Genomic DNA, 21,883 nt, shown 5'->3' with positions numbered 1-21,883 from the left:
GGGACGATCGACGGATGGCAGCGTTCGGCAACCCGTTCGATGACAGCGTGTTCCAGGACGACACGCGGTGGTCGTCGTTCCTGGATGCGTCCACCTCCGTCGCGAGCATCGCCGACCGCATGACGCGGGCCCAGCAGGACCTGCTCAACAGCTCGAGCATCACAGAGACCGTGGCTCGCATTAACGAGCGTAACGCGGACCAGTTTGCGCGCCTGGCTCGGTCGGTCGAGGAAAGCGAACTCCTCGCTGGCTACAAGCGGGACATGGACCGGCTGGCCGACTTCGCGCTCCAACGTCCCCTGATCTCCGAGACCAAGATCAACGCGCTCCTCGCGAACCTCGACAAGACAAACCTCTTCGCCGTCGAGGCGGCGAAGCGTTCCCTCACGCCGTCCATCGAGAAGATGCTGGGCGACTCGTCGCAGTTGTCAGCATTCGCTCGCGAGTTCGCCGCGCGCCAGCCCGACCTCTCAGCGACGTTCGCGGCCGCGGCGTTCCGCCGACAGACCGGCACCGAGGCCGACGCGCTGGGCGACCTCTGGCAACCGGTATCGCGACACGATGGAGTCGTGTCCGCCCTCGACGAAGTCACGTCCGCCATCGTCGGCCGCGGCCCATTCGGCGTGAACTTCGACGCCGTGGGCGCTGGCGCCGAGCACCTCGTCGTCGAGATCAGTGACCTCGACCGCGAGGAGCGGGCTGAGATCGCGGCCGCCGCAGAGGTCGCTGGCGATGCCACGCACACGGCAAACCCGGGTACTCGTGACCAGCTGTCGGTGATCGGGCTCGATCGGTTCGCCCAGCGCTACAGCACCGACGTCGCGATCATCCTGGCATTCACCGTAGGGCTCACGTACTCCGTGTTGCAGTTTGGTTCGGGGAACGGCGACCCGGGGACGTTCTTCTCGGCCGCCGAGTACGGGGCCGTCACCTACGGTGTCGTGAAGAAGCGCCTTGGACGCTGACCACTCACCTCACCCCCGTGCGCGTGCACGAGCTCGTCCTCGGCCCAGACGCCGCGCTCGACGAGGATCTGGTGCCAGCAGCGCAACACGAGCGCGGCGTCGTCGAGCACCGGGTACGGCTCGAGCGGCGCGGTGGACAGCATCCACTGCGACACCGTGTAACTGCCCGGGCCCGCTTCGACGAGTCCGAGCCGTCCGAAGTCGGAGTGCGCTCGCTCAGCACTGATCCAGGCGTCGTAGAGCGCGACACCATCGCGGACGTGCAGCAGATCGAGGTGGGTCCCCCGCGCATCGGTGATCGTCTCCGACCATGTCATCAGCACCGCTGGCAACGAACGTTGCTCAGCTACGCTGCTAGAGACCGGCGTCGTGTGGGAGCAGGGGAACAATCGTGGCGAAGACCAAGGGGCGTCGAGTCGGGAACCCAGCGGCGCGAGCACAGGCGACGGAAGAGCCGATCGTCCGAGAAGCTCGGCGCCACCTTGCGGAGCTCGACGCCAAGCCGAGATCCTACGAGCTCACTTACTATGCCCTCGAGCCCAGCGACTTGAGCGACGATCTCGACGTTCCGATTGATGGCAACCTGCACGCACACGACGGCATGTACGGGCGGACGCTGCACCTCGACGAGTCCCGGCGTCGTGCAACGATCGCCGAAGCGTCGCAGGGGTTCACGAACCCGATCCTCGGCGTGCTTCGGAACTTCGAGGACGTCGATGCGCCGGTCGATCACGCGACCGTCGTGCTTGGTGCCGACCTGCAGTCCGGGATGCTGCTGAACCCGCTACGCGTCATCCAGATCGAGCACCACATCGAGGCGCTGCACTTCGCCGCGCTGATCGGCATGAGCACCCGCGACGGCGAGTGGGCACCGGACGACGAAGGCGAGATCGCCGAGATCGCGACCGACTGGCAGCTGCGCGTCGAGGCCGAGTCCGTCATCGTAGCCGGCCGCATCATGGCGCGACGCGGTCAATGAGCTGGCATCTGGCACACGATCCGCGCATCAGATGAGCAATCTGAGAGCCGTTCGTTGTAGCCAATAATATGGACCATGTCAGTTCACGCCACGCGGCACGAGGGGGACCACCTAGCCGGCCGCGACCTGCGGGACGACGATCCGCTTGATGGTCCAGGGTCTGCACCAGACACGAGACATTGCCGTCACACGCAACCGCTCGCCTGGTCTGATCCGTCTGTAGCGTCGGCGGCGTGAGCAAATCCCGTCAGCACAGGCCGGCACCCCAGCCCGTAAAGCACCGTCGACCAGCCAGGCTTCTTCGTGTATCGGCCGTGCTGTTCTTGCTCGCGTGGCTCGCGATGTGGCTGCCAGTCATCGTTACGGGCAGCGGCGCCTCATTGTTCCTCTGGCCAGTTTTGGGTCTCGTCGCCGTTACCGCTTGGGCGATCGATCTTGCGGCCGTCGTTATGGGGATAGCGGAGTGGCGTCGGACCCGAGATCGTGACCTGCGCTGGACCATCCTTGGGGCGCTCGCGCTCCTCATACTCGGTCCTCCGCTCTTCGCCTTCGGCCCGGTTGTGTCGCCTATCGGATAGCAGCCAGCAGCGCCCAGATTCTGCGCTACTCTTCAGCTGAATTTGAGGGGATTTTAAGATGAAGCAGACGTTTGGGCGCCTAGGTCGCACCAAGCACAAGCGACGGCAAGCTATCGTCGCCACCGTTGCTACCGGCCTGATGGTCGCTGGCATCACTGTTGCCGTCCAGCCGCAGGCCGCTCAGGCGGCGACAACAACGCAGCTCGTCACGGGCGCGAATCGCGCGGCGCTGGCCGACAACATCGCCGCTCTTGACTTTGCGAGCGGCTCAAGCAAGGCCGTGATCGTTCAGGGTACGGACGCGCTGACGTCCAACGGAGCGACTCTCGCGAGTCGCCTCGGCGCGCCGGTCCTCGTCGCCTCCAGCGGCACGAGCGCGAGCTCGTTGCAAACACGGCTTAAGGCTCTGAAGGTGACAGACGTCACTCTTGTGAGCAGGGCGTCGACCTACTTCACCAGCTCGTTTGAGAGTGAGCTGAAGACTGCTGGCGCATCTGTGAGTACCCGCGTTTCTGGGGCTTCGGACTTCGCTCTCACCGTTGCTGCCGCGCAAGTTGGGCCATCTCCCAGTGAGGTCGTCCTTGCCGACCGAGACGACGCGTTTGCGACCTCCCTGGCAACAGCCTATGCCGGTAGCCGAGCGCTCCCGCTGATCTCCTATCAAATCGAGGTGAACGGCGATGCGCTCAAGACCTATCTCACCTCTCTGCCGTCCACCGTGGGGCTCACGGTCATTGGAGACCCTGCCGCAGCACCCACTGCTTACATGAACGAGGAACAGATTGCCTCGTATCACCAGGAAGACTCTACCGACCCGCTGCGGGCTGCGGTTTGGTCGGTCGCACAGTCTCAAGCAGCAGGCCGGAACACGGCGAACATCACGGTTGCACCAAACGATTCACGTGAGTCCATTTCGCTCGCGGCTTTGCATGCGAATCGCACTGGTGGAATTGCACTGCCTGCCGGCGCAACGGGGGCCCTCACCACAAACAGCAGGGCGAACGATGTCCTTGGCTTCTGGCGAACTGGGGCGAAGAAGGTCTCGCTCGTCGGCATGAACGTGTCTTCCACCGACATGACTAACGTAGCTAAGCCGACCACCACGGCCGCAAACGGCCATGTTGCCTTCCGAGCCACTGCCCTCACCCGCACTTCCGCGGGAGGATTCCAGCTCACCGTAGCTGCGGTCTCGGGAGCGACCAGCTATGAGGCCGTTGACCTGAGTGGTGCCACCTTGGCGTCCTCATCGACTACCACACTGTCATTCGCGGACAATATCCCCGCTGTCAGGATCGCTGCAAAGAAAAGCGGCACCGAACTAGCGGCATTTGAGTTCCGATCCAATAGCTACGGTAGTGACGATGTCCGTGCCTCCGTGGCGCTCGGTTCGATGACAAGCGGTAAGGCCACACTGGTCATGCTTGGTTCGGCGAACGTCCCGCGTTTGATCACGAGACTGTCAATTGATCCCTACTCGCAGTACGCGGAGCCCACTCCGGAAAAGCCGGTCGCGATCACCTGCGCGGCGACTTGGACGGACAGCAATCTTGATTCGACCAAACAGTACGAATACGCGGTGAGCGAGCTCACCAATGTGACCTCGACGGCCTGCAGCAGCACCCTTGCGGGCGCTCCGGCGTCTGCCGTGGCTCTCAACGCCGCGCGCCTGGTCCTTCCAGCGGTCACGTTCCCCACGAACATGGCTGCTCGCAGTGCAACGACGACTGCTGGCGCGTCGCCCGCTCGCCCCGAGGGGGCCGCAGCCCGGACTGTCATCGACTCGCTGATGATGGGCACTAGTAGCGCTTCCGCGCGTTCGATGTCGACGCAGTCGCTCGCTGACTCGGCACCTGACGTTCTTGTGCGGTGGAATGCCTATATCCCAGAATCGCTTCTGTACTTCCCCGGCTTCACCGGCGACTTCTCGAAGCCTTTCTTCGGTATCCATGGAGACGGCCGCGGATCAGATCCCAATGCAACGGGCCGATTCCAGCAGACCATCCGAGCCGGCTTCGGCAGCGACCATTATGTCCGTTATGACGATGAGAAGATGGGTGAGTCGATCGGATATAAGTGCACGTTCCGTGCAACGAACTGCACCGAGATCGCCCGCAGGACGGCTCCGTACAGCGAACTGAACGGCCGTGGCGAACTCAGCACGCCCTACTTCAACGCCGCGACCCTTCGTGCTTCCGCGACCATTCCTATCGTTCCAGGGGCCCCTGCCATCGACACGGATGTTGAGGTGTGGCTTGGCTTCGGTGGTTCCCGCATCTTCGGGTACCACGACAACATGCCCAAGCACGAAGCCTTCTTCGGCGTAGTTCAGTCGGAATGGTACAAGGTGTACTCGTCTCCGTATGTCAACTACGGTCAGCTCCCGTGCCTCTTCAGCACCCCCAGCACTGGCGTAGCCAGCGGCCCACTGTGCGGAGTTTATTTCAACGCGCAGATCTAGGCTGAGTCAGATCGAATGCAGATAGCGAAGCTGCACCCTACCCGCTACGAGGATGGGGTGCAGCTTCGTGCTCTACACTGCAGTAAGCGTCGCACCTGCAGTTCGCCTGCCGTCGGTCAGCAGGCCGATCACTATCCGGAAAGAGTTCTCATGTCCGACGGTTTCCGATCTGGCAAGATTAGCGTTATAGCTATTTGCATGCTGTTCTCTACGACAGCGTGCGCAGGGATAGGGGGCGGCCCCGCTCTCGAGCTGGGTCAAGGAGAATCCACACTCCGGGCATGCCCGGAAAACGAGCCGCTCAATGTAGAGACGCTGAAAACCTCGGACATGCCATCCTGCGAGCCCGTAAATCGGGAGTTGGTATTCCCGGACAATGAACGAGTACCGCTCGGCGGTGAGGATACGGCTGGCGGTGGGGTAGCAGGCACTGATTCTGACTACTGGTATGCGTATCAGTACGTCGGCAACTGGGGATTGGTAGCTGCCCGTGCACGGACTGACTGTTCGAGCATCGAAGAGTGGGGCAACCCCGAAGCCCTCCGGCGGGTGCATGAGGCGTTCGGAAAGCGATGGGCTTGCCCCTGACGTAGATTGCTCGCTCCCCTTGGCGCCATCCCGAAAAGACTCACGGCTCACACATCGTGAGGCGAGAGAGGCCGCTGCCGACTCCGAGCAGGCCGCTCAGGACCTACGGCGGCGGGATCAGCCGGACTGCGCTCTTCCGCGGCGGCGTGGCCGTCGGCAGGATACGGATGCCGGCCGCATGGGCGGCATCGACACCGTTGAGGGACGCGTCCGGTTCGACGCCGAGCGATGGAGCGGCGCCGGCTTGCCCGAACAGCGCCCAGGACGTCGCGCCGGGGTTGAAGCGGGAGCTGTAGCGGAGCCCATCGAAGACGTCTTTGAGGCGTTCCGCCCAGGCCCGCGTCACCGAGTAGTCGCCCATCGTCGTCAGCTCGGACGTGATCCCGTAGGTCGCCGCGCCCTTGCCGCTGATGTGCGCGTACGTCGCATCAGACGGCGGGTTGATGCGTGAGACCTTCAGCTTCGCAACGTCTTCCTCCGCAAGCTCGTTGCGCCGGATGCGCTGGCCAAAGAACTCGCGCACCGCCGTCTCGATCTCGTCGGCGAAGTAGCAGGTGCCGTTCGGATCGGCGAGATTGAAGCGCGAGTGGTCATGGGAGGCGAAGTACCACGGGCCGAACTCGGCCAGGTGCGCCCGGAACGCCGCGTCCGATGGATGGCCACCGTCCGGGAACCCGTCGAGGTCGAGATCTTCGACGGGCGGCTGCTGCGCGACGTCGTTGCGTGAGATGTTGTCATTCATCCGAGCCGGAACGCTCCCGCCTGCTGCGCGAGGCGCACGACCTCATCGCCACGGCGGCGTCGCAGTGCTTGCGCCGGCGTGAGCCCATCGAGCTCGTCGACGGGGGCGTTCAGCCACACCGCGTCGCCCCACAGGGCCTCCCGGCCCGGGTCGAGCGCTGCGAGCACTTCGCGGAGCCGAGGCAGGAGCGACCCATTGGCGTCGAACTGGAACGATGGGTAGAGCCGTTGGTTGTCGCCCGACATGACACAGAGGACATCCCCCGCCCTCGCCTGCGCGTCGAGCGTCTGGCGGCTCATCTTGAACCACGCCCGGAGCCCGGCGGTGTCGTAGAACGGTCCGACGCGTTCATCGAGGACGTTCGCTCCGGGGATGCTAGCGAGCATCCGGTCGACGACTGCCTCCATTGACCCGTTCGCCCGCTCCACCTCGAGCAGGTCCATGACGCCAACGCGCTGGAACAGTGCTGCCAGGAGCCGCGACGCGGGATCCTGCGTCGGTGCGAGAACGATGGGCACCTCTTGGCGGGTCACGCGCCAAGCGCGCCAGGCGTCCGCCGTCTGATCCAGAGCGGAGGCAGGACGCGACGCCCCAGCGCTCGGAAGGAACCGGCCAGAGGTGAGCGACCTCGACACGAACGACGAGGACGGGTTCCGGTTGGTGTAGGAATTCGTCGACCCGTCCTTCGCGCGTACGACGCGCCGGCCGGCGATTTTTTTGCTCCTGCTAGCCACTGACCCTCCTGTGTATGATTCGTAAATTGATCATACGCTGTAGCGTCAATACGGTAAATCGGCCAACGCGCTGCGTCAGCCATAGGGGCGAAGGGCACTCCTGGTTTGGCACAGCCCACGACGGTTCGCCCTCGTAAAGAGCCGCCGGCCCGCTTGACCAGGTCGCCGGGCCCGCGACGGCGGACGACGACGGCACGCAGGGCGAGCGGGGCGTGCTCCCCGGCGCGTTCGAGCAGGATCCGGGCGAGCATCCGACCGATCCGCCCGAACCCGTACAGCACGACGTCGCGTGGGGCGTCGCGGTGCGGTCCGTCCGCCGTGCCCCGGTGCAGGAAGAACTCGTCGGTGAGGAACTCGCGCAGGGTGCTGCCGAGGCGGTCACGTCGGTGGCGGGACGCGAGGTCGCCGAGGTCCACCGACACCGACGACAGCGCCATCGTGTCGAGCTCGGTCAGGATCGCCAGGCTCGTCGCGACCGGCAGTTCGGTCTCGTCGACCCGGCGGCTCGACCGGTGCGCCTTGACGATCCCGATCGGGGACTGCCCCACCAGGGGACGGCCGTGGACGGACGGCACGACGTCGTCCCGCCGGTACAGCCGTCCGATGAGCGGCACCATCGCCTCGGCGGCAGCGAGCTTCTCGTCCCACACCTGCTGCAGGTGCGCACGCTCGGCAGCGGTGGACACCCCGGTCGTGGTCGGGGCGCCGGACGGCATCAGGCGACCTGCCGGACGTCGGCCGTGGCGTGCAGGGCGGCGCGACGCTCGTCGAGGATCGTGGTGAACACCGGGGGCGTGCGGTCGCCGAACCCGGCGAGGAACTCCTCGGTCAGGTCGCACTCCTCGAGCCACGGCCCGGGGTCGACGGCGAAGAGGGCCTCGAGCTGTGCGGCGGTGACGTCGAGCCCGTGCACGTCCAGGTCGTCCAGGTCGGGGAGCAGGCCGACCGGGCTCTCGACCGCCGGCACGGTGCCCTCGACGCGGCGCGCGATCCACTCGAGCACGCGGGCGTTCTCGCGGAAGCCCGGCCACAGGAAGGCGCCGTCCTCGCCCCGCCGGAACCAGTTGACCTGGAACACCGCCGGTGCCCCGGCGCCGAGGCGCTCGCCGATCCGGAGCCAGTGCGCCCAGTGGTCGGCCATGTCGTAGCCGCAGAACGGCAGCATCGCGAAGGGGTCGCGGCGGAGCTCCCCGACGGTGCCCTCGGCTGCGGCGGTCCGCTCGGACGACACCGTCGCACCCATGAACACGCCCTCGGCCCAGGTCGACGCCTGCGCCACGAGCGGGACGTTCGTCGACCGACGACCGCCGAACACGACGGCGTCGACGGCGACGCTGCGCTCCCACCCGTCGGCGAGCGTCGGGACCCGGTCGAGCGCCACCGTGAACCGGGCGTTCGGGTGCGCGGCCGGAGTGCCGCTCGCCGGTGTCCAGGCGGCGCCGGTCCAGTCGACCAGGTGCGCGGGCGGTTCGGGGGTGAGGCCCTCCCACCAGACGTCGCCGTCGTCCGTGAGCGCGACGTTCGTGAAGATCGTGTCCGCGGCGATCGTCTCGACCGCGACGGGGTTCGTGTCGGGGCCGGTCCCCGGTGCGACGCCGAACAGCCCGGCCTCCGGGTTGATCGCGTGCAGTCGTCCGTCGGCACCCGGGCGGAGCCAGGCGATGTCGTCGCCGATCGTCTCGACGGACCACCCGGGCAGGGCCGGCTGCAGCATCGCGAGGTTGGTCTTGCCGCAGGCCGAGGGGAACGCGGCGGCGATGTGGACGGCCCGGCCCTCGGGCGAGGTGAGCCGGACGAGCAGCATGTGCTCGGCGAGCCACCCCTCGTCACGACCCATCACCGAGGCGATCCGGAGCGCGAAGCACTTCTTGGCGAGCAGGGCGTTGCCGCCGTAGCCCGAGCCGTACGACCAGACCTCGCGGGTCTCCGGGAACTGCACGATGTACTTCGTCGCGTTGCAGGGCCAGGACACGTCCGGCCGCGGGACGCCCTGGTCGTCGCGGAGCGGGTGCCCGACGCTGTGCACGGTCGCGACCCACGGCACGCCGGCGTCGATCGCGCGGAGCACGTCCGCCCCGAGCCGGGTCGTCCTGCCCATGCTGAGGACGACGTAGGCCGAGTCGGTCACCTCGACGCCGAGCTGCGAGATCGGCCCGCCCACCGGTCCCATCGAGAACGGCACGACGTACATCGTGCGGCCGCGCATGCTCCCGGCGAACCGCTCGTCGAGCTCGGCGCGCATCGCGACCGGTTCCCACCAGTGGTTCGTCGGACCGGCGTCCTCGGGCGTGCGGGAGCAGGTGAACGTGCGCCCCTCGACCCGGGCGACGTCGTCCGGGTCCGACCGGGCGAGGTAGCTGTTCGGTCGGCGTTCCGGGTCGAGGGCGATCAGCTTGCCCTCGTCGACGAGCTGCTGCGTCAGGCGGGCGGTCTCGTCGGCCGACCCGTCGCACCAGACGACCTGGTCCGGGCAGGTGAGGGACGCGATCCGGGCGACCCACGCCTCCAGGGCGACGCGGGGCGAACCGGGCACGGTGTGCGGTGCGGGACTCGTGTGGTTGGGGTTCGTGATCATCGTCGATCTCCTCGTGACGGGGGACTACCGGCGGGTGGCGGTCGAGCCCTCGGGCTCGACGATGGTGCGGACGGCCTCGGTCGAGATCCGCTCGTCGGTGGCGGGAGCGGAGCCGGGACCGTCTGCGCGAGCCGACGCGCCGTGGTCGTCGGCGGACATCGTCCGCTCGTCGAACGGCGCCGCACCGGACAGCACCCGCTCGACCTGCTGCTTGTCGATCTGCTTCGTCCACGTCCCGACCAGCACCGTGGCCACGGCGTTCCCGGTGAAGTTCGTCAGCGCGCGGGCCTCGGACATGAACCGGTCGATGCCGACGATCAGGCCGACGCCGTCGACCAGGTCCGGGCGGTGCGCCTGCAGGCCGCCGGCGAGGGTGGCGAGTCCGGCACCGGTCACCCCGGCAGCACCCTTCGAGGCGATGATCATGAAGACCAGGAGCGAGATCTGCTCGGGGATGTTCAGCGGCGTGCCGAGGGCGTTCGCGATGAACAGCGAGGACATCGTCAGGTAGATCGCGGTGCCGTCGAGGTTGAACGAGTACCCGGTCGGCACCGTGACGCCGACGACGGGCTTCGAGACGCCGAGGTGCTCCATCTTCGCGATGAGCCGCGGGAGGCTGACCTCGCTGGAGGACGTCGACACGATGAGCAGGTACTCGCGGCCGAGGTACTTCATGAGCCGGAAGATGTTGACGCCGGTCACGACGCGGAGCAGGACACCGAGGACGCCGACGACGAACACGATGCAGGTGATGTAGAACGCGACCATGAGGGTCCCGAGCGCGACGAGCGCCGCGACGCCGGTGGCACCGACCACCGCTGCGATGGCCCCGAACGCGCCGATCGGGGCGGCCCACATGACCATCGCGAGGATGCGGAACACCAGGGCCTGCAGGTGTCGGATGCCGGTGAGGATCGGCGCACCCTTCTCGCCCATCGCCTGCAGCGCGAAGCCGACGAGCAGCGCGACGAACAGGGTCTGCAGGATGCTGCCGCTCGTCAGGGACGACACGAGCGTCGCGGGGATGATCCCGAGCAGGAACCCGGACGTCGAGGACGCGCTCTCCTCGGTGCCGGCGGGCAGCTCGTACGTCGCCTTCGACATGTCGAGCTGGTCGCCGGGGTGGATGAGGTTGCCGACGACGAGGCCGATCGCCAGGGCGAACGTCGACATCGCGACGAAGTAGCCGAGCGCCAACCCGCCGACCTTGCCGACCGTCGCCGCCTTCGCGATGGAGCCGACGCCGAGCACGATCGTGCAGAAGATGACCGGCGCGATCATCATCTTGATCAGCGCGATGAAGCCGTCGCCGATGGGCTTGAGTCCGACGGCGAAGTCGGGGGCCGTCAGGCCGACCACGATGCCGGCGAGCACGGCCACGATGACCGCGATGTAGAGCCAGTGCGAGCGATCCAGACCGCGTCGCCGTGGGCGGGCGGTGGTCGAGTGCGTCGATGCCATGCGACTTCCTTGTCGTCAGGACCGGGAGCGGCGTCGCTCCGGTCGGTTCGTCCTCGGGGGAACGGACACACCCTCGCGCGGAGCGACCCGCGGCGGCGACTTGTGTTCACAACGTTCACGGGGAGGCTGCGCGGACGGGCCCCCGTGCGCGAGGATGGGTCGTCCCGCAACGGAGCGAGGAGGCAGCTCAGTGGTACCCCGTCGGTGGAGCATCGCCGCGCGACTCTTCGCGCTGCAGCTGCTGTTCGTCGTGGTCGGGGTGGCGGTCGGTGGCGTCTGGAGCTGGACCTCGGCGCGAGCCGACCTCGAGGCGGACGCGGCCGAGAAGTCCACCGCCGTCGCGGTGTCGATCGCGCGGAACCCGTTCGTGGTCCAGCAGGCGACCACCGCGGACCCGTCCGAGCGCCTCGAGCCGTACGCGCTCGACCTGATGCGCCGCACCCACACGGACTTCATCACGATCATGGCGCCCGACCGGACCCGGTGGACGCACCCCGACCGGTCGGAGCTCGGCCGGCCGTTCCGCGGTACGGTCCAGCCGGCGCTCGACGGCCGGACCTTCACCGAGACCTCCACCGGGACGCTCGGCCCCTCGGTGCGGGCCGTCACGCCGATCACCGACGACGACGGCCGGATCGTCGGACTGGTCGCCGCCGGGGTCACCGTGGCGAACATCTCGAGTGCCCTCGTGCCGCGGCTCACGTCGGTCGTCCTGCTCGGCCTGGCGGTGGTCGCGGTGTCCGCGTTGTTCTCGTGGTTGCTCAGCCGGTACCTCGGTCGGGTCACCGCGGGACGGGGCCCGGAGGAGCTCGCGCGGGTCTTCGCGTCCTACGAGGGCGTGCTCCACTCGGTGCACGAGGGGCTCGTGGTCGTCGACCGGTCGGGGGCGGTCGTCCTGCACAACGACCGTGCGGCGGAGCTGCTGCACCTGCCGGCGCCGGCCGAACGCCAGGATCCGGTGCCGCTGGCGGCGCTCGACGTGCCGGACGCCCTCCGGACCCTGCTCGCATCGGGTGACCGTGCCGTGGACGAGACGTACGCCACGAGCGACCGGGTGCTCGTGGTGAACCAGGAGATGGCGTTCCCGCGGGGGGCGACCCGGCCGGTCGGCACCGTCGCGACCATCCGCGACCAGACCGACCTGCTGCACCTGTCCGGCGAGCTCGCCGCCACCAGCACGCTCACCGATGCGCTGCGCTCGCAGACGCACGAGTTCGCCAACCGCCTGCACACCGTCGTCGCGCTGCTGGAGCTCGGTCGGGTCGACGAGGCGATCCGGTTCGCCGCACACGAGATCGACCGGCACAGCGAGGTCGAGCGGCACGGCGAGACCGACCGGCGCAGCGAGACCGACGCGTCCAGCGAGAGCGACCTGTGCGCCGACCCGGCGCACACCGAGCCCGAGGTGCTCGACGCCCTCCTCGCCGCCAAGCGGGCACAGGCGGGCGAGCGCGGCGTCGACCTGGTCGCCGACACGAGCGGACTGCTCGACCCCGTCCCGGCCGCACCCGCCGACGTGGTCACCGTGCTCGGCAACCTCGTGGACAACGCCGTCGACGCCGTCGCCGGCTCCCCGCAGGGCCCGGACCGCGGCCGCGTCGAGGTCGTCGTCGCCGCAGCCGGCGGGACCGTCCGGCTCGTCGTCCGCGACGACGGACCGGGCATCGCCGACGTCGACGCCGTCTACGAGCGCGGGTGGTCGACGAAGCAGTCCGGTCCCGAGGGACGCGGCATCGGCCTCGACCTCGTCCGCGCCACACTGGCCCGCATCGGCGGTGACGTCGCCGTGACCACGGGACCGGACGGCAGCACGTTCACCGTCGAGATCACCACCGGGCGGGTGCCCTCGTGACCGCGCCCATCCGGGTCCTCATCGTCGAGGACGAGCCGCTGACCGCCGAGGCGCACACGGCCTACGTGTCGCGCCTCGAGGGCTTCGCCGTGGTCGGCACCGTGGGGACCGGTCGGGCGATGCTCGCCGCGGTCGCTGCGGAGCGACCGGACCTCGTGCTGCTCGACCTGAACCTGCCGGACGCCCACGGCCTGCAGCTCGTCCGCACGCTGCGAGCCGCCGGTTCCGCCGTCGACGTCGTCGCGGTGACCGCGGCACACGACGTCCAGGCGGTGCGGAACGCGATCGCCCTCGGGGTCGTGCAGTACCTCGTCAAGCCCTTCAGCTTCCGGTCGCTCGCCGACCGGATGACGTCGTACCGCGAGTTCCGGCGCGGGTTCGAGGACCGTCGTGCCCTCACGCAGGCCGACATCGACCAGCGGCTCGGGACGCTCCGTCCGGTCGCGCCCGCCGACCACGAGAAGGGCATCGCCCCGGAGACGCTCGATGTGGTGCGCGACGCGCTGCTGCAGCGGTCCGACGGTGGTTCGGCATCCGAGGTCGCCGAGGCGACCGGGCTGTCGCGGGTCACCGTCCGGCGGTACCTCGAGCACCTGGCCGCCGCCGGGCAGGTCGCCAAGGACGTCCGCCACCGCGGGCAGGGACGGCCGGAGTACGAGTACCGCTGGTTGCGCTGATCGGCGCGCTGCGGGCGTGTGACGTGCGGCGTACCGGACGGGAGGTACGACGCGTGCCGGCGCGGCACGCTGCGGCCGTGCGCGGTGCCCGACGGGAGGCACGGTGCGGGCCGGCACCGCGCCTCCCGTCCGTGGCCGGGTCGCCCCGGCAGCGGGGTCAGCGTGCGCGGGCCGTGCCCACGTCCGCACCTGCTCCGGTCCGGTCCTGCCGGAACCACTGCAGGAGCTCCCGCACCGCGGCGAGGTCCGGTGCCCCGCCGTGGTCGTCGGGCAGGAAGTCGAGGTCGTCGAAGGTGGTGCGGTGACCGGGCACCGCGGCGCGCTGCAGGGTGGTCTCGGCCGCGTAGCCCATCGACCAGTCCGGGAACTGCCGTGCGGGCACCTGTTCCTCGAGCAGCACGGTGACCTGGTCGTGGCGCGGGTCCTCGGCGATGTACGCCATCTTCTCGCGGACCGCCGTGGCGGGCCCCTCGAGCAGCTGCAGGAACCGGTGGTCGCGGAACAGCAGCAGGCCGGTCACGCCGGCGCGGGCGTTCGCGCTGCGGGCGTGCGCCAGCAGGTCGTCGAGGTCGTCGAGTCCGAAGCCGACGACCGCGCGGCTGGCGTAGACGAGCGACAGCAGCGCGCCGTCACCCGGGGTCTGCGTCGGTTCCGATGAGGGCTGCACGGGTCCACTCAACCCGCGCGAGCCGAGAGCCGACCCGGTGACCGGGCGGTGACGTCCCCCGGTTCCCTGTGACCGACGTCGTGCCGCTCTCTACGGTGGAGCGATGCGAGAAGAGCTCGAGGCGGTCCTGCAGGCACACCGCGTCACGCCACTGCCCGACGGCGTGGACCGTGCCAGTGCCTGCGACCCGGAGCTGCCGAGCGCGGAGATCGTCGGGTGGGCGACCCTCGTCGTGGCCGGGGTGCCGCTGTCGGCGTCCGAGCAGGACCGGCTCGCGGACACCGCCGCAAACGCGTTCGCCCTGATCGCGGTGCTCCCCGTGGGCGCCCGACCGTACTTCGCCCGGCTCGGGCTGATCGCGACCCTGGCGTCGGCGCTCGCCGTGGGAGCGCCCGCTCCGCGCTAGTCCCTCGCCGCGCCCGCGTCCGCCGAGTGCGTGACTAGGCTCAGCACGTGCGGTCCGCGGGTGGTTCCCGGAAGGGCCGTCGGGCCGGACGGGCAGAGAGCAGGAGACCACGTGGCGCGAGCGACGAGCATCCGCGACGTGGCGGCCGAGGCCGGGGTGTCGATCACGACGGTGTCGCATGCGCTGAGCGGCAAGGGCACCGTGAGTGCCCGGACGCGCCTCCGGGTCGAGGAAGCGGTCGAACGGCTCGGGTACGCGCCGAACCCGATCGCCCGTGCCATGCGGACCGACCGACGGGCGGTCCTGGGGTTCGTGTCCGAGGAGATCGCGTCGACCCCGTACGCGGGCAAGATCATCGTCGGGGCGCAGGCCGAGGCGGCCGCGCACGACCACGTCCTGATGATCGTCGACATCGCAGCCGGGGAGTTCGACGACCCGCGCATCGACGCCCTGATCCAGCGGCGGGTCGACGCGGTGGTGTTCGCCTCGGCGTCGAACCGGGTCATCCGGCTGCCGCGGTCGCTCGACCCGGCCCGGACGGTGCTGCTCGACGCGTTCGACCCCGCTGCTCCGGTGCCGTCGGTGGTGCCCGACGAGCAGGACATCGCCGCGACGGCGGTCCGCGCGTTGCTCGCGGCGGGGCACCGGCGCATCGCGCACCTGACGGTCGAGGGCGCCGGTCCCGCCGTGACCGGCCGGGTCGAGGGGTACGAGCGGACCCTGGTGGAGGCCGGCGGCACCCCCGTGGTGGTCCGCGCGGTCGGCGAGGTCGCGGATGCCGCAGCGGGCTTCCGGGCGGCGACGGAGCTGTTCGGACCGGTACCGGAGGCAGCCGGCGACCGCGCCGCCGAGCGCCCGACCGCGGTGTTCGCCTTCAACGACCAGATGGCGATGGGGGTCTACCAGGTCGCGGAGGAGCGGGGCATGCGGATCGGCCGTGACCTGTCGGTCGTCGGCATCGACGACCTGCAGCTCGTGGCCGCCGCCCTGCGTCCGGGCCTGACGACCGTCGCGCTCCCGCACGAGCAGATGGGTCGTGCGGCGGTCCGCCGTGCGCTCGAGCAGACGGGAGCGCTGACCGCACCGCCGACGCCGCGTGCCGGGGTCGAGCGGCTCCGCGGAGAGCTCGTCGTCCGCGACTCGATCGGACCGGTAACCGTTACTCGTTCGTGACCCGCGCCCGTGGCGAGCGGTCGGCCCCTGTGTGATGCTCTTCCTCAACACAAAACGATTTGGGTTTGTGCGAGTGAAAGGTCGAAGTAATGAGGCTTCGTAAGGGCATCGCCGTCGCCGCCGCGCTCGCGGTCGGGACCGGCTTGACGCTGACCGGCTGCAGCGCCGGAGGATCCGCATCGTCCGACGGCACGGTCACGATCTCCGGTGGCTTCACCGGTGCGCAGGCCACGGCGTTCCAGAAGGACCTGGACACGTGGGCCGAGGGCCAGGGCATCACGGTCAAGTACTCGGGCAGCGACAGCTTCCAGACGTCGATCGTCACGCAGGTGAAGGGCGGCCAGGCCCCCGACGTCGCGATCTTCCCCCAGCCCGGCGTGCTCAAGTCGCTCATCAGCCAGGGCATCCAGCCGCTCGACGACCTCGTGGACGTCAAGAGCGTCACCGCGGACGAGGCGAACGGCCTCGCCGACATCGCGAAGGTCAACGGCAAGACGTACGGCCTGCCCTACAACATCAACGTGAAGTCGCTCGTCTGGTACGACCCGGCCGCGTTCGAGGCCAAGGGGTACGAGGTCCCGAAGACCGACGCCGAGCTCACCGCGCTGCAGGAGAAGATCATCAAGGACGGCTCCGGCTACCCGTGGTGCGTCGGCATCGCGTCGCAGGGCTCGAACGGCTGGCCGATGACGGACTGGCTCGAGGAGTACGTGCTCCGCTACGGCGGCCTCGAGAAGTACGACGACTGGATCACCCACGAGGTGAAGTTCGACTCGCCCCTGGTCAAGCAGGCCGCGGGCAAGGTCGAGTCGATGATCTTCGCCGACGGCGCGGTCAACGGCGGCGGCAAGGCCATGGCGTCCACCGACTTCGGCGCGGCGGGCAACAACCTGTTCGTCGACGGCGGCAAGTCGGCGGGGCAGTGCTACATGATGCGCCAGGGCACCTTCATCACCGGCAACTTCCCGGCCGCGATCCAGGAGCAGATCGCGAAGGGCGACACGACGAACGTGAACGCCTTCCCGCTCCCGACGCCGGAGGGTGCCGCGACCTCCGGCACGCTCGGCGGTGGTGACCTGGTCGCCGCGTTCAAGACGGACGACGACACGAAGAAGGTCGTCGACTACCTGGTCGGCAAGGAGTTCGGCACGAACGGCTACGCCAAGAACTGGTCGGCCGCGCTCTCGCCGCACAACGACTTCCCGGCGTCCGAGTACACCAGCCCGTTCCAGAAGGTCGCGCAGCAGGCCGTGAAGGACTCGAAGGTGTTCGGCTTCGACGCCTCCGACCAGATGCCCGGAGCCGTCGGTGCCGGTACCGAGTGGACGAACCTGACGGCCTGGACCGCGGGTCAGCAGTCACTCGACCAGACGCTCAAGGCCATCGACGACTCCTGGCCGTCCCAGTAACACCCTCCACCTGCGCCGTGGCGGTGCCCGGCGGCACCGCCCCCGGCCGTCGGCGCCTGCACGCCGCGACGACACACCCCGACAACGAAGTGAGGTGACCCCTCGTGCAGCAAGTCCTCAGCGTCCTCGTCTCCGTCATCGGCGGACTGGCCGTCTCGTTCCTGATCTACCTCGGGCTGAACTTCCTGGTCTCGAAGACGCACGGCAAGTGGCACGGTCGGCTGCTGCCCTACGTCTTCATCGGGCCGGTCCTGCTCCTCCTGCTCGTCTTCCTGGTCGTCCCGACGGTGCAGACGGTCATCCAGAGCCTGCAGAAGACGGACCAGTACGGGCTGACGTCCTTCGGCGGCCTCGACAACTACGTCTCGCTCTTCTCGACGCCGTCGTTCCTGTCGACCCTGTTCAACAACCTGCTCTGGATCATCGTCGTCCCGGCGGTGGTGGTCGTGATCGGCCTGCTCGTGGCGACCCTGGCGGACCGACTCGGGCCGAAGCGCGAGAAGACGTTCAAGTCCCTGATCTTCCTGCCGATGTCGGTGAGCTTCATCGCGGCCGCGTCGATGTGGTCGTTCGTGTACGCGTACAACGCACCGGGACAGCCCCAGGTCGGCCTGCTCAACGGCATCTGGACCGCGATCACGCACCAGAACCCGATCCCGTGGCTGCAGAACGACTTCCTGCGCATGAACAGCTTCCTGCTCATGGCGGTCGTGATCTGGCTGAACGCCGGCTACGCGATGGTCCTGCTCTCCGCGGCGATCAAGGCCGTGCCCGAGGAGACGATCGAGGCGGCACGCATCGACGGTGCCAGCGAGCGGCAGGCGTTCTTCCGTGTGATCGCTCCCCAGATCCGCACGACCATCATCGCCGTCGGCATCACGGTCCTCATCACGGTGATGAAGATCTTCGACATCGTCTTCGCGATGACCAACGGGCAGTTCGACACGAACGTGCTCGGCGTCGAGTTCTACTCGCAGTTCTTCGCGTTCAACAACCCCGGGAAGGCGTCCGCCGTGGTCGTCATCCTCATCCTCGCCGTGGTGCCCGTCATCGTGTACCAGGTGCGGACCTACCGCGAACAGGAGGCCCTCCGATGACCGAGATCGTCCCGGTGGCCGGAGCCCCGGAGATCGTCGCGACGAAGCGCGAACGGGTCACGAAGACCAGCGCCGAGCAGCGTCCCCGCGTCCTGCTGAGCATCGTCATGGGCGTCATCGCCGTGCTCTGGATGGTGCCGGCGATCGGCCTGCTCGTCACGAGCTTCCGCACGACGACCGCCGCCCAGAGCACCGGGTGGTGGACCGTCTTCGGGAACCTGTTCGGTACGGAGTGGACCCTCGACAACTACTCGAACGCGCTGACGGGGGCGACCTCGGGGACCGGGCAGAGCCTGGCGGCCGAGTTCCTCAACAGCGTCGCCGTCGCGGTCCCGGCCACGATCCTGCCGCTCATGATCTCCGCGTTCGCGGCCTACGCGTTCACGTTCCTGCAGTTCCGGTTCAAGGAGTTCTACTTCGCGGTCATCGTCGGGCTGCTCGTGGTGCCCGTGCAGATCTCGCTGATCCCGGTCCTGCAGCTGTACAAGACGATCACGCAGGCGACCGGGCTGCAGATCACCGGCACCTTCCCGGCGGCGTGGATCGTGCACTCGGCGTTCGCGCTCCCGCTCTGCATCTACATCCTGCGGAACTACATGTCGACGCTCCCCGTCGCGCTCATCGAGGCCGCCCGCGTCGACGGCGCGTCGCACTTCCAGATCTTCTGGCGGCTCGCGGTCCCGATGTCGGTGCCGGCGCTGGCGTCGTTCGCGATCTTCCAGTTCCTCTGGGTCTGGAACGACTACCTCGTCGCGTACATCTTCATCGGCAACACGAACCCCGTGCTGCAGCAGGGCCTGCTCGGGCTGCTCGGACAGTACGGGTCGGGCTGGAACCTGGTCGCGGCCGGCTCGTTCATCGTGCTGATCGTGCCCCTCGTGGTGTTCCTGTCGCTCCAGCGCTTCTTCGTCCGTGGCCTCACCGCGGGGTCGGTCAAGTGAGCACGGAGACGGCGACGCAGTCCGACGTGCCGGCGACGGAGCGCACCCGGACCGAGCCAGCGGCCGACGGCGCCACGATCCGGCGCCCGCGGCGGCACTTCACGCCCGCCCGCAACTGGATGAACGACCCGAACGGCCTGGTCGTCCACGACGGCCGGTACCACCTCTACTTCCAGCACAACCCGGACGGGATCGACCACGGCACGGTCGGCTGGGGGCACGCGTCGAGCACCGACCTGCTCACGTGGACCGAGCACGAGGTGGCGCTCGAGGCCGACGCGGACGGGCAGGTCTTCTCGGGCTCCGTGGTGTTCGACGCGGAGAACACGAGCGGGCTCGGATCGGCCGAGCAGCCGCCGCTGGTCGCGATCTGGACGCAGGCCGCCGAGACCGAGCAGTCGCAGGCCCTCGCCTCCAGCACCGACGGCGGGTACCGGTGGCGGAAGTACCCGGGGAACCCGGTGCTGCGCCGCGGCTCCGCCGACTTCCGCGACCCGAAGGTGTTCCGGTACGAGGGAACGGACGGCCCCTGCTGGATCATGGTCGCCGTCGAGGCCCAGGACCGCCAGGTGCTCGTGCACCGGTCGACCGACCTGCGCACCTGGACCCTCGTGTCGACCTACGGTCCCGCCGGTCCGGTCGGTGGCGTCTGGGAGTGCCCGGACCTCTTCCCCCTGACCGTCGACGGCGACCCCGACCGCGTGGTCTGGGTGCTGCTGGTCAGCCTCAACCCCGGCGGGGTCGCGGGCGGATCCGGTACGCACGTCGTGCTCGGGCAGTTCGACGGGGAGCGGTTCGTCCCGGACGAGCCGCTCCCCGCCGAGACCCGGTCGCCGGACGGGTCCTGGCGGCAGCAGTCCACCGAGGAGCTCGCGACGTACCGCTGGCTCGACCACGGTCCCGACTCGTACGCCGGCGTGACCTTCTCCGGTACGGGCCTCCGAGACCGGACGCTCGTCGCGTGGATGGACAACTGGGACTACGCGAAGGACCTGCCGACCACGCCGTGGCGCGGCGCGATGACCGCTGCTCGGGCCCTCGGTCTGACCGAGCGGGACGGACGCCTCGAGCTGGTGCAGCGGATCGTCGGCCCGACCGGTGCCGTGGACACGGTGCTCCGTCACGACGACGACGCGGCGAGCACCCACGAGCTCCCGGGACTCGTCCGCGTCGAGGTCGTGATCACGCTGCGCGGACCCGACGGTGTGGTCCGGTTGGAGCTCGACGACGCCGACGGCCGACGTCGGCTCGGCCTGCGCTACGACGCCGCCGACGCCTCGCTCCGGCTCGACCGTCCCGCCGTGCCGGGGCTCCCGGCGTCGTTCGGACGGCACGTGGCGTCGACGGTGCGACCGGAGGGCGACCGCGTCGCGCTCACCCTGTGGTTCGACGAGTCGTCGGTCGAGGTCTCGTCGGGTGCCGGCACCGGCTCGATGACGGCGCTGCTCGCCGGGTCGGCGACCGACGCACGCCGTCGCCTGCTGGTGGACCCCGGGCCGCACGCGGTCACCGTGACGGCATCCGCCGACGCGGACGAGGTGACCCCGGTCGGCTGACCCGACGCCGTGCCGGACGGGAGGCCCGTGGCGACGCCGCCACGGGCCTCCCGTCCGGCACCCGGTCCGGTCAGCGCGCGGTGCCCCGCTCCTGCTCGCCCGTCGCACGGTCCGGTGCGTCCGGCGCGTCGCGCCGTCGACCGCGCAGCAGGTCCGCCGACCGGATGAGGCGCAGCGACGTCACCAGCACGACACCGCCGAGCACGTTGAACACGAGCACGTAGCCGAACCAGGCGGCCCACTGGCCGTACGTGATCGACGCCCCCGCCTGGATGGCGCCGAAGACCAGCAGCGAGTCCAGGATCGAGTGGAAGAGCTGCAGACCGGCCAGCAGGAAGCCACCGGCGACCGCCGCGACGAGCTTCGCCGGGTCCGAGTCGGTGCCCTGCTGCATGCGGGTCACGAGGGTGATCGTGCTCCCACCGAGCACGGCGAGCACCGCGGTCTGCAGTCCGAAGGGGGCGTCGACGTAGTGCCGGGCGGACTCCTCGAGCACCGTGTGCCACTGCGGGAACGCCTGGACGACGAGCCACATCACGACCCAACCGCCGGCGAGGTTGCTGACCAGCGTCCCCGCCCAGAGCCGGACGAGCTGCCACACCGTGCCCTCCCGGGCGACGAGCGCCACGATCGGCACGAGGAAGTTCTCGGTGAAGAGCTCGCTGTGCGCCAGGTACAGCGCGACGAGCCCGATGCTGAAGGCGAGGCCCGCGAGCAGGTGGCTGTCGGTCTCGTGCAGGACGGCCAGGTACCCCATCACGCCGAGCCCGATCTCCAGGCCGCCGGCGAACCCGGTCGCGAGCACCACCCGCAGGGTCCGCTGCAGGCGTTCGGCCCCCTCGTCGACCACCGCGTCGAAGGACTCCTCGATCTCGTCCTCGACCGGGGCGTCGTTGTCGCCGACCTCGCGGCGTCGTTCGTCCGTCACCGGTCCGACGGTAGCCCCGGGCCCGCTGGGAGCCGACGACGGTGCGGATCGGGGCCCGGCGGACGCGCAGCGGGGTCGTGCCGCCACCGCATCTCTA

19 protein-coding genes are annotated in these 21,883 nt (G+C 69.1%); 11 read left to right on the top strand and 8 right to left on the bottom strand.

What is annotated here, in order from left to right; genetic code table 11:
• The first annotated feature begins 14 nt into the window (after positions 1 to 14).
• Complete coding sequence (locus M3666_RS12070) at positions 15 to 965, top strand: hypothetical protein (protein ID WP_251155327.1); 951 nt, start codon at positions 15 to 17, stop codon at positions 963 to 965.
• Here M3666_RS12070 and M3666_RS12065 read toward each other — a convergent pair.
• The gene (locus M3666_RS12065; protein WP_251155326.1) at positions 932 to 1,282 is read right to left on the bottom strand and encodes a hypothetical protein; all 351 of its coding nucleotides are present in this window, start codon (positions 1,280 to 1,282) and stop codon (positions 932 to 934) included. The genes M3666_RS12070 and M3666_RS12065 overlap by 34 nt on opposite strands.
• A gap of 74 nt (positions 1,283 to 1,356) precedes the next feature.
• Between M3666_RS12065 and M3666_RS12060 the strand changes: the two genes are divergently transcribed.
• Entirely contained in the window at positions 1,357 to 1,944 is a 588-nt protein-coding gene (locus M3666_RS12060) for a hypothetical protein (RefSeq protein ID WP_251155325.1), read from the top strand.
• A gap of 636 nt (positions 1,945 to 2,580) precedes the next feature.
• Positions 2,581 to 4,980 carry a hypothetical protein gene (locus M3666_RS12055; protein ID WP_251155324.1) on the top strand — a complete coding sequence of 800 codons (2,400 nt, stop codon included), beginning with the start codon at positions 2,581 to 2,583 and terminating at the stop codon, positions 4,978 to 4,980.
• Positions 4,981 to 5,671: 691 nt separating this feature from the next.
• Here M3666_RS12055 and M3666_RS12050 read toward each other — a convergent pair.
• Genes M3666_RS12050 through M3666_RS12030 form a run of 5 tightly spaced genes read right to left on the bottom strand, consistent with a single transcriptional unit; the run spans position 5,672 to position 11,080 of the window.
• Entirely contained in the window at positions 5,672 to 6,310 is a 639-nt protein-coding gene (locus tag M3666_RS12050; protein WP_251155323.1) for an RES family NAD+ phosphorylase, read from the bottom strand.
• Positions 6,307 to 6,843, bottom strand: a complete 537-nt coding sequence (locus M3666_RS12045; protein ID WP_251155322.1) for a hypothetical protein — start codon at positions 6,841 to 6,843, stop codon at positions 6,307 to 6,309. Before M3666_RS12045 ends, M3666_RS12050 begins: the two co-directional genes overlap by 4 nt.
• The gene (locus M3666_RS12040; protein ID WP_251155321.1) at positions 6,840 to 7,730 is read right to left on the bottom strand and encodes a hypothetical protein; all 891 of its coding nucleotides are present in this window, start codon (positions 7,728 to 7,730) and stop codon (positions 6,840 to 6,842) included. The genes M3666_RS12045 and M3666_RS12040 overlap by 4 nt, the downstream gene beginning before the upstream one ends.
• A gap of 29 nt (positions 7,731 to 7,759) precedes the next feature.
• Positions 7,760 to 9,619: a phosphoenolpyruvate carboxykinase (GTP) gene (locus M3666_RS12035; protein ID WP_251155320.1), complete on the bottom strand. Its 1,860-nt coding sequence runs from the start codon at positions 9,617 to 9,619 to the stop codon at positions 7,760 to 7,762.
• Positions 9,620 to 9,643: 24 nt separating this feature from the next.
• Complete coding sequence (locus M3666_RS12030) at positions 9,644 to 11,080, bottom strand: cation:dicarboxylate symporter family transporter (RefSeq protein ID WP_066652321.1); 1,437 nt, start codon at positions 11,078 to 11,080, stop codon at positions 9,644 to 9,646.
• A gap of 190 nt (positions 11,081 to 11,270) precedes the next feature.
• On the opposite strand from M3666_RS12030, the gene M3666_RS12025 reads away from it, so the two are divergent.
• Positions 11,271 to 12,932: an ATP-binding protein gene (locus M3666_RS12025; protein WP_251155319.1), complete on the top strand. Its 1,662-nt coding sequence runs from the start codon at positions 11,271 to 11,273 to the stop codon at positions 12,930 to 12,932.
• Positions 12,929 to 13,609, top strand: coding sequence for a response regulator (locus M3666_RS17125; protein WP_251155318.1), 681 nt, complete (start codon positions 12,929 to 12,931; stop codon positions 13,607 to 13,609). Before M3666_RS12025 ends, M3666_RS17125 begins: the two co-directional genes overlap by 4 nt.
• A gap of 157 nt (positions 13,610 to 13,766) precedes the next feature.
• Here M3666_RS17125 and M3666_RS12015 read toward each other — a convergent pair whose 3' ends face one another.
• Positions 13,767 to 14,276 (bottom strand): BLUF domain-containing protein, encoded by a 510-nt coding sequence (locus M3666_RS12015; protein WP_251155317.1) that lies wholly within the window; start codon positions 14,274 to 14,276, stop codon positions 13,767 to 13,769.
• Positions 14,277 to 14,379: 103 nt separating this feature from the next.
• Between M3666_RS12015 and M3666_RS12010 the strand changes: the two genes are divergently transcribed.
• From M3666_RS12010 to M3666_RS11985, 6 genes are all read left to right on the top strand, one after another.
• Complete coding sequence (locus tag M3666_RS12010) at positions 14,380 to 14,682, top strand: hypothetical protein (RefSeq protein ID WP_066652329.1); 303 nt, start codon at positions 14,380 to 14,382, stop codon at positions 14,680 to 14,682.
• A gap of 111 nt (positions 14,683 to 14,793) precedes the next feature.
• Entirely contained in the window at positions 14,794 to 15,855 is a 1,062-nt protein-coding gene (locus tag M3666_RS12005) for a LacI family DNA-binding transcriptional regulator (protein ID WP_251155316.1), read from the top strand.
• Between the two features lie 89 nt (positions 15,856 to 15,944).
• On the top strand, positions 15,945 to 17,264 hold the full coding sequence (locus tag M3666_RS12000; protein ID WP_066652332.1) for an ABC transporter substrate-binding protein: 1,320 nt from the start codon (positions 15,945 to 15,947) through the stop codon (positions 17,262 to 17,264).
• Between the two features lie 104 nt (positions 17,265 to 17,368).
• Positions 17,369 to 18,361: a carbohydrate ABC transporter permease gene (locus M3666_RS11995; protein ID WP_066652333.1), complete on the top strand. Its 993-nt coding sequence runs from the start codon at positions 17,369 to 17,371 to the stop codon at positions 18,359 to 18,361.
• On the top strand, positions 18,358 to 19,302 hold the full coding sequence (locus tag M3666_RS11990; RefSeq protein ID WP_209683910.1) for a carbohydrate ABC transporter permease: 945 nt from the start codon (positions 18,358 to 18,360) through the stop codon (positions 19,300 to 19,302). The genes M3666_RS11995 and M3666_RS11990 overlap by 4 nt, the downstream gene beginning before the upstream one ends.
• Entirely contained in the window at positions 19,299 to 20,858 is a 1,560-nt protein-coding gene (locus tag M3666_RS11985; RefSeq protein ID WP_251155315.1) for a glycoside hydrolase family 32 protein, read from the top strand. The genes M3666_RS11990 and M3666_RS11985 overlap by 4 nt, the downstream gene beginning before the upstream one ends.
• Before the next feature lie 70 nt (positions 20,859 to 20,928).
• Here M3666_RS11985 and M3666_RS11980 read toward each other — a convergent pair whose 3' ends face one another.
• Complete coding sequence (locus tag M3666_RS11980; protein WP_066652338.1) at positions 20,929 to 21,786, bottom strand: formate/nitrite transporter family protein; 858 nt, start codon at positions 21,784 to 21,786, stop codon at positions 20,929 to 20,931.
• Positions 21,787 to 21,883 lie beyond the last annotated feature (97 nt).

Origin of the sequence: Curtobacterium sp. ODYSSEY 48 V2, from assembly GCF_023712625.1 — a bacterium.
Taxonomy (GTDB): domain Bacteria; phylum Actinomycetota; class Actinomycetes; order Actinomycetales; family Microbacteriaceae; genus Curtobacterium.
Note: the sequence above shows the minus strand (reverse complement) of the source record. Positions and strands in the feature narration are given on the sequence as shown.

What these genes read in the sequence shown, in the direction of transcription:
- M3666_RS12055 (WP_251155324.1), top strand. Translation starts at nt 2,581, where the DNA reads ATGAAGCAGACGTTTGGGCGCCTAGGTCGCACCAAGCACAAGCGACGG.
- M3666_RS12070 (WP_251155327.1), top strand. Translation starts at nt 15, where the DNA reads ATGGCAGCGTTCGGCAACCCGTTCGATGACAGCGTGTTCCAGGACGAC.
- M3666_RS12035 (WP_251155320.1), bottom strand. Translation starts at nt 9,619, where the DNA reads ATGATCACGAACCCCAACCACACGAGTCCCGCACCGCACACCGTGCCC.
- M3666_RS12030 (WP_066652321.1), bottom strand. Translation starts at nt 11,080, where the DNA reads ATGGCATCGACGCACTCGACCACCGCCCGCCCACGGCGACGCGGTCTG.
- M3666_RS12010 (WP_066652329.1), top strand. Translation starts at nt 14,380, where the DNA reads ATGCGAGAAGAGCTCGAGGCGGTCCTGCAGGCACACCGCGTCACGCCA.
- M3666_RS12000 (WP_066652332.1), top strand. Translation starts at nt 15,945, where the DNA reads ATGAGGCTTCGTAAGGGCATCGCCGTCGCCGCCGCGCTCGCGGTCGGG.
- M3666_RS12050 (WP_251155323.1), bottom strand. Translation starts at nt 6,310, where the DNA reads ATGAATGACAACATCTCACGCAACGACGTCGCGCAGCAGCCGCCCGTC.
- M3666_RS11990 (WP_209683910.1), top strand. Translation starts at nt 18,358, where the DNA reads ATGACCGAGATCGTCCCGGTGGCCGGAGCCCCGGAGATCGTCGCGACG.
- M3666_RS12065 (WP_251155326.1), bottom strand. Translation starts at nt 1,282, where the DNA reads ATGACATGGTCGGAGACGATCACCGATGCGCGGGGGACCCACCTCGAT.